Source organism: Streptomyces sp. NBC_01717 (assembly GCF_036248255.1).
In the GTDB taxonomy this organism is placed as follows: Bacteria; Actinomycetota; Actinomycetes; order Streptomycetales; family Streptomycetaceae; genus Streptomyces.
Window position 1 is genome coordinate 8494026 of the sequence record NZ_CP109178.1, and the last position, 16868, is coordinate 8510893.

Below are 16868 nucleotides of genomic sequence, written 5' to 3' on the forward strand. Positions count from 1 at the left end.
CTTGAGCGGGAGCTGGGAGGCGTGCTTGTTGCTTCGTTCAGGCGCCGTCGTCGTCAGCGGGTTGCTGGGCCCACGCGGAGGAAATCGTCTCCGGGGCGGTTGACGGGGGCAGGCCCGCGAGCGCCTGCAGCTGGCTGGGTCGATAGGGGGTTGGGCCGTGCCACTCCACGAGCATCACGGTGGCGTCGTCGGTGAGGCGGCCGTCGTGGTAATCCATGTGGTGCCCGATCAGCCGGCGCAGGGTTTCTGGGACGGGGAGGTCGTCGGCGTGGTGGCGAATGAGGAAGTCGGTCAGGCCATGGAGGCCGAATTCCTGTCGATCTCGGTTGCGCGCTTCGGTGATGCCGTCGGTGTAGAGCAGCAGGCGGTCCCGGGGTTCGAGCTGGTCGCGGCGTAGGGTGCCTGGTTGGTCCAGCCCGGTTCCCATGGGGGGAGCGGGCGGGCAGGACAGGTGCACGAGGGTACGGTTGCCGCGGATGACGACTGGCGGGTGGTGGCCGTAGTTCGTCCAGGTCAGCACGCCGGTGGCCAGGTGAAGGTCGGCCAAGATGCCCGTGGCGTATCGGCTGCCCGCAAATTGTTCGGTCAGGATCTCACCGATGCCTTCCGCCGTCTGGAGAAGGCCGGACCCCTGGCGGCGGTGATTGCGAGCGGCGGCCAACGCGAGGTTTGCGGTCAATCCGGCGGCGGTGTCGTGTCCCATGGCGTCGAACACAGACAGATGCACGGTCTCCCCGGTGAGGGCGTAGTCGAAGACATCTCCGCTGACTTGGTAGGCCGGTTCCATGATCGCGCTGATCAGGACACGGTCGGTGGCGAAGGTTCGCGGCGGCATCAGCTGCCATTCCATCTCGGCGGATACTTCCATCCTCCGGCGGCGGACCAACTGGGAGTACGAGTCGCTCGTGTCCCGCTTGCTCACCAGAAGGAGGGCGACCAATCCGGCGAGCTTGTTCAGATCCTCGTCCGCCTCGACCTGTGCGTCTGGCATGCCGACCCGGAGCACCCCAAGTCGCTCAGTGCCGTCCAGCAGCGGGACCCACCACTGGCCCTTCGCGGAGGCCGAGGCCGGAAAGACCTTGCCCAGTTGGAAGGCCCGCCCCGCCACGGTCCCTTCAACGGACAACTCAGTCGGCACGTCGGCGCCACCGGGGCCGGCGTCAACGCTGCCGGCCAGGAGGTACAGCCGAACCTGTTGCAGATCGGCCAGATAGATCAGCACCTGAGGCCAGCCCACCCCGGCAGCGTGTGACGCCACCGTGCCAGGCACTTGCTCCAGAGTCATCAGATGACTCGCAGCGATCAGCTCCGCCAGCACCCGTGCACGCGCCGCTTCCGCGCTGTTCATCGACGAACACCTTTCTCGACGGCCGAGAGAGCCGCGCTACAGACGGCACCACACCGACCGGGGCGCCAGCGCCCCGGTAAACAGGAGAACGACGGATCCACTTTTTGAAAGAGCCGTGACCATCCCCGTCCTAGTCGGTCGACCCAGTGATATAGACAGCAGGTTCGTAACCGCGCGACATCGTTTGTGGTTCGGGGCCAGGGGAGTGGAAGATCAGAAGAAGATTTTTTCAGTGCATCGCATAGTCGTTTCATCTCCGGCGGCGTAGGGGTGCGGGTCGTGCTCCAGTCATTCCTCTTCGGCCAAGCCGAGCGGTTGGCACGTGACGCTCGGAACCCGCCGCGGGTCGCGAGATCGTTGCCGGAACAAAAGCCCGCTCATTCATCGCGCGGTGATTCTTCCGGCCCTCGCCGACGCACCATCAGCCGGCCCGCCGGCAGCAGAAACGTAAGTCGCAAGATCCGATAGGCCGCCAAGACGTGCCAAGGTGGGCCGGGGTACTCTCTGCCTACAAATTTCAACAGTTGTGCCGACGCGGTGGGGGCTCAAGGGGGCGGCTCGCTGCAGGGGCCGTGGTGGCGTTCTGCCTTCCGGCGGGGTGCCTGGCGAGGGTAACGAGGGTTGGTCATGGCTGATTCGACGGTTGATGGCTCGCGTCAGGTGCCGCGTACGCGGGCGCGCGGTGCAGGAAAGGTTGGGGAGCCAGAGCTGCGGCAGCTGCTGGTCGGCCTTACCGCGGTGCGTGACGGGGATTTCGGCACGCGGCTGCCGGACGAGGCGGAAGGCCTGCTCGGCGAGATCGCCACCGTGTTCAACGGCATGGTCGATCAGTTGTCGCTCTTCACCTCCGAGGTGACGCGGGTCGCTCGTGAGGTCGGTACCGAAGGGACGCTGGGGGGTCAGGCTGAGGTTCCGGGCGTTTCCGGCACCTGGGCAGACCTGACCGATTCGGTGAACGCCATGGCGGGCAACCTCACGACCCAGGTTCGTGACATCGCACATGTCGCCACCGCGGTGGCTCGTGGTGACCTCTCTCAGAAGATCGATGTCGATGCGCAGGGCGAGATTCTGCAGCTGAAGAAGACCATCAATACGATGGTTGACCAGCTGTCGGCATTCGCGGACGAGGTGACCCGGGTGGCTCGTGAGGTCGGCACGGAGGGCAACCTCGGTGGCCAGGCCGACGTCAAGGGCGTCTCAGGAACCTGGCGAGACCTGACCGACTCCGTGAACTTCATGGCGGGCAACCTGACCGACCAGGTCCGCAACATCGCCCAGGTGACGACGGCGGTGGCGCAGGGCGACCTGTCGCAGAAGATCACAGTCACCGCCCGGGGCGAGATCCTCGAGCTGAAGAACACGATCAATACGATGGTCGATCAACTGTCGTCCTTCGCCGATGAGGTCACCCGGATGGCGCGGGATGTCGGCACGGAGGGCATCCTGGGTGGTCAGGCCGATGTCAAGGGCGTTTCGGGTACGTGGCGCGACTTGACCGACTCGGTCAATTTCATGGCCGGAAACCTCACGGACCAGGTTCGGTCGATCGCGCAGGTGGCGACGGCGGTCGCTCAGGGCGATCTGTCGCAGAAGATCGCTGTTACCGCGCGGGGCGAGATCCTTGAGCTGAAGAACACCATCAATACGATGGTCGATCAGCTGTCCGCGTTCGCCGATGAGGTGACCCGTGTCGCTCGCGAGGTGGGCACGGAGGGCAACCTCGGCGGACAGGCGACAGTGAGAGGTGCCTCCGGCACCTGGAAGGACCTCACGGACAACGTCAATGTGATGGCGTCCAACCTGACCGGGCAGGTCCGTTCCATCGCCCAGGTGGCCAACGCCGTGGCTCGAGGCGATCTTTCGCGAAAGATCACGGTCGAGGCGGAGGGCGAGGTCGCAGCGCTCGCCGAGGTCATCAACACGATGGTGGACACCCTGTCGTCGTTCGCTGACGAGGTGACCCGCGTCGCGCGCGAGGTCGGCACCGAAGGGCGACTTGGCGGCCAGGCCCGGGTACCGAACGTCGCGGGGACCTGGAAGGACCTCACGGACAACGTCAACTCCATGGCGAGCAACCTGACGGGTCAGGTCCGCAACATCGCTCTTGTCACCACCGCTGTCGCGAACGGTGACCTTTCCAAGAAGATCGATGTCGATGCCCGCGGTGAGATCCTCGAACTGAAGACGACCATCAACACGATGGTCGATCAGCTGTCCTCCTTCGCCGCGGAAGTCACCCGCGTTGCCCGCGAGGTGGGCAGCGAGGGCCGCCTCGGCGGGCAGGCCGAGGTCGAAGGCGTCTCAGGCACCTGGAAGCGCCTGACCGAGAACGTGAACGAGCTGGCCGGCAACCTCACCCGCCAGGTGCGGGCGATCGCCGAGGTCGCCAGTGCCGTCGCTGAGGGCGACCTGACGCGGTCGATCACCGTCGATGCGTCCGGCGAGGTGGCGGAGCTGAAGGACAACATCAACTCGATGGTCGGCTCCCTGCGCGAGACGACGCGGGCCAACCAGGAACAGGACTGGCTGAAGTCCAACCTCGCCAGGATCTCCGGGCTGATGCAGGGCCAACGCGACCTGGGCGTCGTCGGTGAGCTGGTCATGGACGAGCTCACCCCGCTGGTCTGCGCCCAGTACGGCGCGTTCTATCTTGCGGAAGAGACCACGGACGGCACCGAGCTCAGAATTGTGGGCTCGTACGGGCGCCCGGTCGACAGTGCCGGCCACGATCGCTTCAAGATGGGGGAGTCCCTTGTCGGTCAGGCGGCACGGAGCCGTCGGACCATCGCCGCAGAGGGAGTCCCCAGTGACTACATCAGTATTTCTTCCGGACTCGGCCGAACGGCGCCAGGAAGCCTGATCGTGCTGCCGATCGTCGTTGACGACCAGGTGCTCGGCGTCATCGAACTCGCCTCCTTCACCGCTTTCACCCCCGTTCACCGGGACTTCCTCGAGCAGCTCATGGAGATGGTGGGCGTCAACGTCAACACCATCGTCGCCAACGCCCGTACCGATGAGCTGCTCGGCGAGTCGCAGCGGCTCACCGGTGAACTGCAGTCCCGTTCCGAGGAACTGCAAGTGCAGCAGGAGGAACTGCAGCGTTCCAACGCGGAGCTGGAGGAGAAGGCTGCCTTGCTGGCAGCGCAGAACAGCGACATCGAGGGCAAGAACCTGGAGATCGAGCAGGCCCGGCAGGAGCTCGAGGACCGTGCCCAGCAGCTGTCGCTGGCGTCCACGTACAAGTCGGAATTCTTGGCGAACATGAGTCATGAACTGCGGACGCCACTCAACAGTTTGCTCATCCTCGCCCAGTTGCTCGCCCAGAATCCGACCCGTAACCTCACGGCCAAGCAGGTCGAGTACGCCGGCATCATCCACTCGGCCGGGAGCGATCTGCTCCAGCTGATCAACGACATCCTCGACCTGTCGAAGGTCGAGGCCGGCAAGATGGACCTCAATCCGGAACGCGTCGCGCTGCAGCAGCTCCTCGACTACGTCGAGGCGACGTTCCAGCCGATGACCACGCAGAAGAGTCTCGACTTCACCATCACAACGGCCCCCGGGGTACCGGTCGACCTGCTCACGGACGACTCCCGGCTTCGGCAGGTCCTGCGCAACCTGCTCTCCAACGCGGTCAAGTTCACCGAACGCGGCAGCGTGGAACTGCGCATCGAACCAGCAGCCGATGGCGAGCTCCCCGACCCCGTGCACCGCGGAGGCGCAGTCGTAGCCTTCCGGGTGAAGGACACCGGCATCGGCATCGCCGAGCAACAACTGGAAACCATCTTCGGGGCGTTCCAGCAGGCGGACGGCACCACCAGCCGCAAGTACGGAGGTACAGGACTTGGGCTGTCCATCAGTCGCGAGATCGCCTATCTCCTCGGCGGCGCCCTCACTGCTGAGAGTGCACCCGGTCACGGCAGTACGTTCACCTTGTATCTGCCCGTCGCGCGCGCGGACTTCCAGGAGCAATCCGACGCCTCGCCTGAAGCCGCCTCCGCGACCACGGCGGTACAAGCCGACCGGCCATCCGACAACCACCGAAAAGGCGCTGGAGGCAAGGAGCCACGGAAGCCGCGCCGGTTGCTGGTGATCGAAGAGCGTCCCCACGGATTGTTGTCGCTCGTCGCGGAGAGCGCCGTGGCAGAACTCGGCGGCAGCCACGACCGTACGGACATCGAGGTAATCGCTGCCGTTGGGCCGCAGGACGCAGCCGGCGCACTGGCCGCCGCCCCCTTCCACTGCGTTGTTCTCGAACTCGACATGGCCAACAGCGAGGCGCTGCGCTTCCTGGACGCCATGGACGGCGACCCGGCGCTCAGAACTGTCCCCGTACTCGCACACAACAACCGCCGCATGGACGCAGCACACGAACAGGCACTCCAGTCACGGAGCTACAAGCAGCCCCTGGAACTTCTCTCCAGCCTCGACGAATTGCGGGAACGAATCGCACTCCACTTGTCGGCCGAACAGCCGGGCGCTGTGGTCCCTCTGGTGCGCGGCGAGGAATCCCACCCGCCGATCCCTCAGGCCATCGATGACAGTTTCCACGGCCGTACCGTGCTCGTCGTCGACGACGACGCCCGCAACCTCTACGCCCTCAGTGGGATCCTGGAGCTTCACGGCCTGCTCGTCCTGCACGCGGAGAACGGCCTCAAGGCAATCGAGGCACTCACCGAGCACCCGGACATCGACCTGATTCTGATGGACGTGATGATGCCGGAGATGGACGGGTACACAGCGACCACGAGGATCAGGCAGATGCCCGCGCACGCGAACCTGCCCATCATCACGGTCACCGCAAAGGCGATGCCCGGAGACCGGGAGAAGAGTCTTGCCTCCGGCGCCAACGACTACGTCACAAAGCCGGTGGACGCCAACGACCTCATCGCCTGCGTGCGTAGGTGGCTGAGCCCCCAGTCCGACGCCCGGGTGATGTCGTGACCTCCTCTTTCGACGACGTCGACGGCGACGAGGGTGGGACAGGGCGAAGTCTCGGGCCCAACCCCGAACAGTACAAGGACCATCTGTCCGATACATGGGCGCTCCCGTCCGTCGAAGCAGCCGGACCGGGGGCGATCAACGCACCCGCGGATGCCATGCCGATCGATGCGGACAGCCCAAAACCGTTCAGTGACTTGGCTTCTCCCGGGCCGAGTCAGCTCCTCCAGGAGTCGGCCGGGGGAGCGCAGTCGGCGTCAGCCGTCGGACGTCTGGCCGCCACCGTGGAACGGCTTCGGGCAGAGGTCAGCGCGGCGCATGCCGCGGCGGACGGGCGTGCTCTCATCGAGCTCGCCAAGGGGATCATGGTTGAGCGCCTACGATGCGGTCCGGCACAGGCGGCGCGCCAGCTCACGGAACTTGCCGCCCGCGCCGGGGCGTCCACGCTGGAACTGGCAGTGGACATCATCAACCAGGCCGCACGCGACCAGGTGGCAGAGGTCGTGGGCGATTTCGTCCGGCAGGCGAACGGTGGCTCCGAGCGTGCGGACAAGGCCGAATCGTCCGTTGCCGTACGCCTGCGCACCGCCGAAAGCGCCGCGTTGGCTGCCGGCGACACTCAAGCCGTGGCCGAATCCTTGCTTGAACACGCGCTCGCACCTCTCGGCGCGACGGCCGTGGCCGTTTGGACCGCCGGCTCGGACGCCTCCCTGACCTTGTCCGGCCACGCCGGGTTCAGCGCCGACGAGGCAGGACGCTGGCGGTACGTGCCGCCTGGCGTGGCGACCGTTGCCCGACTGGCGCTCAGTCAACGCCGCACTGTCCGGGTCTCCTCCCTCACCGAGGCAGGTATCCCGTCCATCGGGCACCTGCAGACCCCGGGCAGCGGCCGGGTGGCCCTTCCCGCCGGAACGGGCGGGCGCACGCTGGGGGTACTGGAGATCTGCTGGCCCCAGCCGCTTCCACCGCACTCACCGGCGGAAGCACGCCAGATCGAGGCACTGGCCGAGCTGTGTGGTCACACCCTCGACAGTGTTCCGGCGTCGAGGGAGTGGCACCCCGCTGCCCGGGAGCGGGCCGACATCTCCGAGCTCGTCGATCTGTCCGAAGGCCTGTATGACCCGGCTCTCGTGCTCACGCCACACCTTGACGCGGACGGCCACCTCACCGATTTTCGAGTCCGGCACGCCAACAGCCGCTACCTCGACCCGGCGGGGCGGCCCCGCAGCGCGGTCGACGGGGCGTTGCTGCTGGAGGCCTACCCGATGGCAGCTGGTGACAGCGAACTCTTCGAGAAGATCGAACGTGTCTACGCCACCGGTGAACCATTCCGCGCCCAGCGGATGACGCTGACCGCGCTGGTCGACCAGGTGCCGCTGGCCTCCGTCGCCGACCTCAGCATCAGCCGACACGGCGACAGTGTGCTGCTCATCTGGCGCATCGAGGACGAGGCTGCCCGGCTCGCCAGCCTGCTCCAGCATGCCCAGCGCCTTGGCCGCATCGGTGGTTTCGAGGAGAACCTTGTCACGGGTGAGATCACCTGGAACGGTCAGCTCTTCGCTCTGTACGGGCGTCCTGCCACCGAAGCCCCTGTATCTCTGCAGGATCTCGCTGCCCACGCGCATCCGGACGATGCCGTCGCCATCGGCCGCTTCCTCCAGGCAGTGCTTCACCATCGGCGGTCCACCTCGACGGCCTTCCGCTTGATGCGTCCCGGCGGCGTCACCCGGCACATTCGAGTCATCGCTGAGCCCGTATTCGACGCTGACGATCGTCTCCTCGCGGTGCGCGGGGCCTACCAGGACATCTCCTCACAACACTGGACCGAGGTGGCCCTTGCTGCCACACGTGACCAACTTGCGTACTCGGAACAGGAATCGGCTGAACGCAACCGCTTGGCACTGCAGCTCCAACACGCCATCATGCCGCCGACCCAGGAGCCGCTCGACGCGCCCGGCCTCGAGGTCGCTGTGCGGTACAGGCCGGCGGAGTCCGAGTCCCTGGTGGGCGGCGACTGGTACGACGCCGTCGTCCTTCCCTCCAAGCAGATACTGCTGTGCGTCGGAGACGTCGCCGGCCACGGCATAAAAGCTGCGACAGGGATGGTGGTCCTGCGCAACGCCATGCGCGGTCTCGCCATCACCGGTGCGGGCCCGGGCCAGCTCCTGTCCTGGCTGAACATCGTGGCCCACCACCTCGCCGAGCAAGTCACGGCCACTGCGGTCTGCGGCCTGTACGACCCGGAAACCCGCATCCTGCGGTGGGCCAGGGCAGGTCACCTGCCTCCCGTCCTCGTACGTGGCGAGGGGGCGGCCACCCTGCCTATGCTCGGCGGTCTCCTCCTCGGCGCGCTCGCTCAGGCCGAGTACGAGGAAGGTGAGGTCCAACTCGACCCGGCTGACACGCTGCTGCTGTACACCGACGGCCTCATCGAGCGCAGGGACACCAGTGTTCAAGACTCCCTCGCCCAACTCCTCACCACGGCGGAGGCCCCTGCCCCGACTCTCGAACGCCGACTCGACCGTCTGCTCACACACAGCGACTCAGATACCGACGACGACACGTGCATCATCGGTATCAAGGTGTCGTGACCATCGGTGGATGTACTCGCCGCCCGCCCTTGGGCTTGCCCAACAGCGATGTGATGCCTAACAGATCGTCTCAGTTGGTCAATCTCCGGTAGCAGATGAGGGTGGCGGCGATGCCGGCGAAGGCGAGGAAGTGCTCGGCCTTGCGTTCGTAGCGGCGGTGCAGACGACGGCACCCGGACAGCCAGGCCACAGTCCGCTCCACGGTCCAGCGGTGGCGGCCGAGACGCTGGGAGGATTCGATGCCCCTGCGCGCGATGCGCGGCGTGATGTTCCGAGAACGGAGCCATTTCCGCAGGTGGTCGTAGTCGTAGCCCTTGTCGCCGTGCAGTTTGGCCGGACGGCGGCGACGCGGCCCACGGCGGGAGCGGATGGGCGGTATGCCTCGGACGAGGGGTTCGAGACCCTGGCTGTCGTGGGTGTTGGCGGCGGAGATGCCGATTGAGAGGGGCAGACCCGTCCGTTCTGTGATCAAGTGGATCTTCGAGCCTTTCTTGCCACGATCGACAGGATTCGGGCCTGTCAGCTCCCCCCTTTGAGGGCTCGCATGTTCACGGAGTCGATCGCGCACCGCGACCAGTCCAGCTCTCCGCGGGCGCCGAGCTCGTCCAGCACCAGGCGGTGGAGCTTCGCCCACACCCGCGCCGCGGTCCACTCGGAGAACCGCCGGTGGACCGTCTGCCATGAGGCACCAAAGACCGGCGGCAGCTGCCGCCAGGTGCACCCTGACGTGGCGACAAAGATGATCGCGGCGAGCACCGCGCGATCGTCGACCCGCCGACGGCCGCCGCCCTGCGGCCTCGTGGGGATCTGCGGTCTCACAGCCCGGAACAAATCCCACAGTCCCTCCGGAACCAGCCCCTCAACGAAGGCCATCGAGTACAGCCCCCTCCATCGGTGCCGGAGCCACCGATGTGTCAGTGGCCTTCCACCGGGCCCCGAATCGTGCCAGGTAGTGCCACACCTTCTTGACCGCCTGGGGGTCATAGAAGCCGGCACGTGCAGCGTCTCCGACGATCCGAGGATCGAGCATGCCGTCGACCGCGATCTGCGTGCCCAAGTCGACGTATTCCTGACCGCGGTAGCCGGGGTGACGTCGGAGTTCTTCAACCCCGAGCCGGAAGCCAGGGTGCCACTCCACCGGGCAGCCAAGGACCAGAGCCGCGGCCTCGACCGTCGTACCTTGGTAGCAGGGGTCCAGGACCAGTGCCTCCACATGGCATTGCAGCTGGACCGGCCCGTGCACTTGCGCCTCGATGTAGTCGTCAAGCTCGTCCTGACGATCGGCGAGGGCAAGCTCGATGAGCCCCGTGCGGGCCGCGACACCGAAATCCGAGGGTTCGAGGAAGCTGTCCGGGTAGCAGAATGTGGTCCGCGTCAGCGTCTGGGCCGTCAGCCGGAAGTGGGCCGAGCCGAACCGCGGCGCCCCGCCGACCGGCTTGCGGCGGAAGTTCAACGCCCCGTAGACGGGCCGCTCATGAGCGGTCGCTTCGTCGTACGCCCCGTCGAAGATCCGGCTCTCCCAGCGCCACCGGTCGCCGCCTGGATGCGCGGTCAGGCCGCCGTTGCTGGTGCCAGTGACGAACTGTGAGTGGTAGACGCCGCCCTCTGCCATAGCGTCCAGGATCGGCTTGCCGCGCAGCAGACGGTCCGGGTGGAAGTTGAGGGTCACCCGCAATGCCGGGTCCATCGGAGGGCCCGACGCCAGTTCCGCGACATGCCGAAGGGCCCGTTCCTGCGCTGTCTGGGAGGCTGCAGAGCTCATCAGCACAGTGTTCCCCACCCTGATCAACCGGTGCATGCGGATTGTCCACCGGCAGCCCGTTCCAGCGTGACAGAGCGTTGATTGATCACCAATCGAGACGATCTCTAAAGGCGGCCACGCCCGCGGTGAATGCGGCTGCCTGCACGCGCATCGCGGCGCAGTACGGTTCAGGGGCGTAAGCAAGGAAATCGGCCGACGCGCGAGCCACCTGCTCGGGGAATCACCGACATCGCTTACGTCGACACCGACTATGCCTGGGGCGGCGCGCCGGCTACCGCCGCTCCATCCGCCGGCGCAGGACATCCAGCAGCCGCCGTTGCACTTTGCGTGCAACGGCGGCCGCTTCGGGAAAGCTGTTGTTACAGCTCTCGCTCGATCTGGTGCTCGCTGACCTTGTCTTCGCGCATGGTCGCCTCGTTCTGGACGGCGTAGCGCGTCTGCGCCCCGCTGCCCTCAGCACTGCGGATCTCGCCCCGCTGAAGCTCGTCCTGCTGGTCGCGGTACTCCACTTGCTGTCCCTTGCGGTACGGCATGGAAATCTCCAACTCTCGTGTGGGTCGGTGGGGCCGGCCCAGCCCGTTCGGCGGGCCGCTCCTGGCGCCGGCGACTATCGGCAGGCGCACTGACAGCCCACCTCCAACGACGCACACCAGCAACCACTGCGGGCCGAATGGATGACGCTTCGCCCGCCGCCGCGGCGACGCCCTCCGGACCCTGCTCATGCGGCCCGCGACCGGTGAGCCGGATGGCCGGTAGAGGGGGCACCGCGACTTCGACCTGGACGGTGACGTGGACCCGAGCAGGGACAAGCCGTGACGGCGCGGCCGGCACCGGCGACGCACCTTCAGCTGCTCACATGCTCCCGTCCGCGTGCCGGAGGGCTGTGAGGATCGCCAGAGGGGTTGCCGCTGCCCAGGCCTGCGGTGTGCAGGAGTGCGGATAGGGCAGTGGCTTCGGGTGTTCCGCGCGCCCGTAGCCGGCCATTACCTCTGGCAGGCGGTTGTCGTGGTGCGCGGCCGCCTCCAGGAGGCTCAGGGCCAGCGTGCGTGCCTCGGGTGCCAGACCGCAGCGTGCGAGCCCGAGCAGAATGATGGCGTTGTCGTGCGGCCAGCATGTGCCGCGATGGTAGGAGAGCGGGTGGTAGCCGGGCTGCCCGGCGGCCAGAGTGCGGATGGCCCATCCGGAGTAGAAGTCGGGTTGCAGCAGTCGCCGTCCGACACGTTGTGCGTGGGGCCGGTCGAGAATGCCTGACCACAGCAGGTGCCCGGCGTCGGACGCGAGCGAGTCGACCTGTCGCCCCTGTCCGTCCAGCGCGAGGGCGGGGAAGTCGGATTCCGGCATCCAGAAGTCCCGGAGGAAGCGCGTGCGCAGGGCGGTGGCGGCCGCGTCCAGTTCGTCGGCCCAGCCGGGGTCGTTCCAGGCCTCGCGGGACAGCCTGGCGGTGCGGACCAGCGCGTCGTATGCGTATCCCTGAGCCTCGGCGACTGCGATCGGCCCCTCGGCCTGGGTGCCGTTGTGGAAGCAGATTGCCCCGGCTGAGTCCTTCCAGTTCTGGTTGACCAGTCCGTTGGGGTCGGGCATGTAGCGGAGGTAGCCGTCATGCTCCAGGCCGCCGTCCCGGAACATCCAGGCAATGGCCGCACGTGCGTGTGGTTCGAGACGGGCGGCGAGGGAGCTGTCGCTGGTGGCCTGCGTGTAGCTGTCGAGGAGCACGAGGAAGAGTGGGGTCGCGTCCACGGATCCGTAGTAGCGGCCGTACGGTACTTGGCGGAAGTGGGCCAATTCGCCGTGGCGGATTTCGTGGACGATACGGCCCGGCTGTTCACCTCGGTCTGCGTCGTACCGTGTGCCTTGCGTTGCTGCGAGCGCCGCGAGTGTGTCTGCGGCGAGTTCCGGCCGGTAGGGCAGTGCGAAGTGGGAGGTGAGGAGGGAGTCGCGGCCGAAGAGGGTGAGGAACCAAGGAACTCCGGCGCCGGGTACGCGCAGTTCCTCGCCGTCAGGACCGATGGTGGGTACCCGCAGCATTGCCAGGTCGGCCAGACCGCGGGCGCATGCCGCGGCCAGTCCGGCGGGTGAGTCGTCAGGCATCGGGAGCTGCAACTCGCCGACGAAGGCCGCCGTGTCGGCCGCGCCGGCCGACGCGGCTTCGGACGGCGTGACGAGCGGCTTCGGGGCGGGTGAGCCGTGCGGGTGTGCTGCAACGGTCAGCAGCAGTTCCGCCGTTCCGTGCCCGGGGAGGGACAGCTGCCACTCCAGTCGCTGGGCCGTGCCCTCTGCGCCGAGGGGCGTCACGGCGGCCGGTGCGGGGGCTGTGGTGACCGTCGTACGGGAGAGCCAGTCACCGCGTGCGTACCCGAAGGTCACTCCGTCGCTTTCGACACGGGCAGTGCGACGGGCGCCGTCCTTGTTGTATTGCCGTCCGTCGGACCGGAGTTCGAACTGGTCGGCGAAGTCGGCGTCGACACACAGGTTCACGATCGCGGTGGTGTCGTCCGCCCGGTTGCTGACCAACCGGAGCCGCTCCGTCAGGACTCCGTCACCGAGTGTCTGCTCACGGAAGACCGTGTAGGCAGGAGGCTCGTCACGAGTACCCGGCGGGATCAGTACGCAGGTGGAGGGCTCGTCACCGTCGGGGGGGACGAGCACGGTGGGTGCCGCGCCGTCGACCGTCAGGGACCAGAGACTCAGATGCCGTGCATCGCGCCGGAAAAGACCGTCGGGAGACCTGCCCCGGCGGCCTGTGATGTCGCCCTCGGCGCCGAGGACGGCGAAGGTGCCTGCGCGGACGAGGGTGATGTCCGCTGTCCCGTTCACGTTCGCGCTCCGTTCGAGGGGTCGGTGGTGCGGCTGGTGTTTCCCGCGGGCGGGGCAGACGCCAGCAGGTCGAGGGTGAGGGCGGCCGTCCATCCGAAATCGCGAGTACCGCGGGCCTGCGCGGTGAAGGGGTCCACGTACTCCGCGAAGTCGCAGGCCCCCGCAGCGGCGAGTATCGAGGTGCGCAGGCGGTCCGCCGCACGGATCTGTCCGTATTGGCGCAGGCCCCGTTCCAGCAGCCAGTTGGTGTTGAACCACGCCGGGCCGCGCCAGTAGCGGGACGGGTCGAAAGCAGGCCGGGTGACGTCGTACGACGGGACCATCGGAATCTCACCGAGCCGGAAACCTGGGCCCGTGGCAGTGCGGATCAGTGCGTCCACGACGTCCCGCGGGAGTCCGGGCACGATGAGAGGGAGGAGCCCGGCGACGCTGCGCTCGGCGAGGAGACCGCCGCCCACCAGGTCGCGGCAGAGGAACATTCCGTCATCGGGTGACCAGAGCCGCTCCACCAGTGCCTCGGTCAGACGCGTGGCCCGGTGTTCGTGGGGCGCGGGATCGGCACCGGTCTCGGCGGCGATGCGCGCGAGTGCGTGTTCCGAGACGATCAGGAGCGCGTTGACACAGGGGTCCTCGACCGCGAAGGCGTGCCGGGTGCCCTTGTCCGCGTAACCGCTGTCGCGGTAGTCGGTGGCGAGGCGCACGTATCGGCCGTAGTCCAGATCGGTGGGGCGCTCCGATGGCTGTCCGTGGTCGAGGTCGGCGCGCCGGTAGGAGCCCGTCTCGGCCGGTTCGACACGTTGCAAGGGACCGTCCCAGCAAGGGCTGTTGTCCATGCCGGGCTCCCACGGATGCACCATGGCGGCGAGACCCCCACCGCCCAGGTTGCGGGGGCCCGTGAGGTAGTCGTGCCAGGCCGCCAGATGTCCGTACATGCGAGGCAGGAATCCACGGCGGCGCGACGCCTCGGGGTCGGACCGGTGGACGAGCCAGGCGGCGAGCGCGTGTACGGGGGGTTGCACGATCCCCGAGGTCTCGATACCTGCCGGAGCTCCCGCTGCCGCGCCGTCCCGAGAGGAGCGCCAGAAATCGGGGCTCGGGAAATAGGCGTCGAGGGGGACCGCGGGATTGAAGACGATGTGCGGAATCCGTCCGTCGGCCCACTGGGCCCCGACCAGCGTCTCCAGCTCGCGCTGAGCACGCCGCACGGACAGATGGCGCAGACCGATGGCGATGAAGGCCGAGTCCCAGCTCCACTGGTGGGGATACAGGCCACGGGACGGGACGGTGGAACTGCCCGTCCAGTTGGTGAACAGGACCCGTGCCGCGCCGCGTCGAAGAGTCAGGTTGTCGACGGCGGCGGGCACGGGGGTCTGGAGCAGCAGCGTCACGCGCCGGACCTCCGAAGGAACGCGGGGATCGAACGGACGGCCTCGACAGGGTCGCCGGTCAGGCGACACTCGGCGGCGAGGTAGCCCTCGAAGCCGATGGTGTGCAGGGCGCCGAGCCAGGCCGGCCAGTCCAGGTGCCCGGCCCCCGGCTGGAACCGGTTGGAGTCGCTGACCTGGGCATGGCCGATGTACGGGGCGGCAGCGAGGATGGCAGCCGACGGATCGGCTTCCTCGATGTTCATGTGGTAGCTGTCGATACCGATACGGACCGAGTCCAGCCCGACCGTACGGATCAGGTCCGCGGCCTGCTCCAAGCGGTTGACCATGTGGTCCTCGTACCGGTTCAGCGGCTCCAGGTAGAGGGTGACGCCCTCCTTGCGCGCGTGTTCGCCCAGCTCCGTCAGGCCGGCGAGCAGCACGTCGCGGTCCTGCTCCTCGGTGCGCGGCGGTTCGAAGGGCGGCAGGCGACGCGAGAACATTCCGTACGAGGCCGGGGTCTGCACGCCCAGCGCACCTATCTCTGCCGCGACGCTCAGCTGCGACTTCATCTGCTCCAGCGCGTCCCGGCGCAGGGCGTCGTCGAACGCTGCGAAGAAGTGCAGCATGTCGACACAGACGGTGGGCATGACGACACCATCAGCGACGGCCTCCTTCAGCTCGGGCAGGCGGTCGCGGAAATGGAAGTCGCCCTTGGAGCGCAGTTCGATGGCGTCGTAGCCGGCGGCCTGGGCGAACGACCATTTCTCCTGGAGCGAGTTGCCGGGGAGCAGTTGTTCCTGGCAGGCGGTCTTGATCACGGGGTGCCTTTCGGCGCTGATGGGCAGCGCGCTGAAGTCGTGTGGTTCGTGTCGCGGGAGGTGGCCGGGCAGGCTCAGAACTCCAGTACGACCTGGAGTGCATCCGCGGGCCGCTCGTCCAGCAGGACGTAGGCACCGGCGGCGTCCTCCACCGGGACGGTGTGGCTGACCAGGGATTCCACGTCGACCTGGCCTTCCGCCACCAGGGACAGGAACGTCTGCTGGAGCCGCTCCACGGTCCAGCGTCCCGCGAGCTGCGGCGGGACACCGCCGATCTGGGAGCAGATCAGCTGTACGCGGTTGTGGTGGAACTCGTCGCCGAGTCGCAGCCCCGTCCCGTCGCCCTGGTAGAAGCCGGACGCGACGACCCGGCCACCGACGGTGACCGAGCGCAGAGCCTCGTGGAGCGCCGGGTACACGCCGCTTATCTCGATGGCGACATCGGCGCCGGCGCCGCCGGTGGCCTCGCGGATGCGTTCGGCGACGCTGTCGGTGCGGGCGTTCAAGGTGTGCCGCGCTCCGTAGGCTCGGGCCGTCTCGAGCCGGTCGTCGAGGGCGTCGACTGCGGTGACCCGGGCGCCGTTGAGCTGAGCAAGGCGCGTGGTGAGGAGGCCGATCACGCCCTGGCCGAATACGGCGATGTCCTCGCCGAGGTGGATGTCGGCAGCCAGTACGGCGTTGTACGCGATGGCGCCGACCCGGGCGAAGGCCCCTGCCAGGGGTTCGAGCCCGGCGGGCAGTGTGTGTCCCACCATGCGCTCGGCCGGCACGATGCCCTCGCTGCGGTGACCCCAGATGCCCCAGACCACATCGCCGGTCACCGGCATACCCGGCGTACCGACGAGCTCGGGGGAGACCTCCGTGACCTCGCCGACCTCGGAGTAGCCCCAGCCCGCCACCGGGTACTCGATGCCTGCTGCACCGTCGCGGAACAGCCGGGCCCCGGCGTCCCAGGTGCGTGTGAGATACGGGTTCGTGCCCCGGTAGGCGGTGAGCTCGGTTCCGGCGGAAATGCCGGAGTACCTGGTGCGTACTCGCAGGTGCCCGGGAGGAAGGGGCGAGCTCTCGTGCTCGGCGACTTCGACCTGACGAGGGCCGGTGAATTGGACGACGCGTTCCACGGAGGGCTCCGATGGTGCTGAGAGGGGTGTTGCTCGCTGACTTACGTCGAAGATATCTCAGAGTTATGTCTTGTCAACAAGCAAAAGTGATGCTGAGATGCTCCTT

10 protein-coding genes are annotated in these 16868 nt (G+C 67.4%); 2 read left to right on the forward strand and 8 right to left on the reverse strand.

What is annotated here, in order from left to right; genetic code table 11:
• Positions 1–37 precede the first annotated feature (37 nt).
• Positions 38–1348, reverse strand: a complete 1311-nt coding sequence (locus tag OHB49_RS38465) for a PP2C family protein-serine/threonine phosphatase (RefSeq protein WP_329165528.1) — start codon at positions 1346–1348, stop codon at positions 38–40.
• 627 nt (positions 1349–1975) lie between these two features.
• Here OHB49_RS38465 and OHB49_RS38470 point away from each other — a divergent pair.
• Entirely contained in the window at positions 1976–6292 is a 4317-nt protein-coding gene (locus tag OHB49_RS38470) for a HAMP domain-containing protein (RefSeq protein WP_329165530.1), read from the forward strand.
• Positions 6293–6447: 155 nt separating this feature from the next.
• A complete protein-coding gene (locus tag OHB49_RS38475; protein ID WP_329166777.1) occupies positions 6448–8880 on the forward strand; it encodes a SpoIIE family protein phosphatase in 2433 nt (810 codons plus the stop codon).
• Positions 8881–8950: 70 nt separating this feature from the next.
• Here OHB49_RS38475 and OHB49_RS38480 read toward each other — a convergent pair.
• From OHB49_RS38480 to OHB49_RS38510, 7 genes are all read right to left on the reverse strand, one after another.
• Positions 8951–9753, reverse strand: a protein-coding gene (locus OHB49_RS38480) for an IS5 family transposase (protein WP_329165531.1) whose coding sequence is annotated in 2 segments (ribosomal slippage) — positions 8951–9409 and positions 9412–9753 — 801 coding nt in all. Because the reading frame shifts where the segments join, the coding sequence is not laid out codon by codon here.
• Positions 9740–10642: a DUF3626 domain-containing protein gene (locus OHB49_RS38485; RefSeq protein ID WP_329165533.1), complete on the reverse strand. Its 903-nt coding sequence runs from the start codon at positions 10640–10642 to the stop codon at positions 9740–9742. The genes OHB49_RS38480 and OHB49_RS38485 overlap by 14 nt, the downstream gene beginning before the upstream one ends.
• A gap of 359 nt (positions 10643–11001) precedes the next feature.
• Positions 11002–11175, reverse strand: a complete 174-nt coding sequence (locus OHB49_RS38490) for a hypothetical protein (RefSeq protein ID WP_329165520.1) — start codon at positions 11173–11175, stop codon at positions 11002–11004.
• 319 nt (positions 11176–11494) lie between these two features.
• Positions 11495–13456, reverse strand: a complete 1962-nt coding sequence (locus tag OHB49_RS38495) for an amylo-alpha-1,6-glucosidase (RefSeq protein WP_329165534.1) — start codon at positions 13454–13456, stop codon at positions 11495–11497.
• Positions 13453–14844, reverse strand: a complete 1392-nt coding sequence (locus tag OHB49_RS38500; RefSeq protein WP_329165536.1) for an MGH1-like glycoside hydrolase domain-containing protein — start codon at positions 14842–14844, stop codon at positions 13453–13455. The genes OHB49_RS38495 and OHB49_RS38500 overlap by 4 nt, the downstream gene beginning before the upstream one ends.
• Positions 14841–15641 carry a sugar phosphate isomerase/epimerase family protein gene (locus OHB49_RS38505; RefSeq protein ID WP_329165537.1) on the reverse strand — a complete coding sequence of 267 codons (801 nt, stop codon included), beginning with the start codon at positions 15639–15641 and terminating at the stop codon, positions 14841–14843. The genes OHB49_RS38500 and OHB49_RS38505 overlap by 4 nt, the downstream gene beginning before the upstream one ends.
• 74 nt (positions 15642–15715) lie before the next feature.
• Positions 15716–16762: a zinc-dependent alcohol dehydrogenase gene (locus OHB49_RS38510; RefSeq protein ID WP_030976553.1), complete on the reverse strand. Its 1047-nt coding sequence runs from the start codon at positions 16760–16762 to the stop codon at positions 15716–15718.
• Positions 16763–16868: the final 106 nt, after the last annotated feature.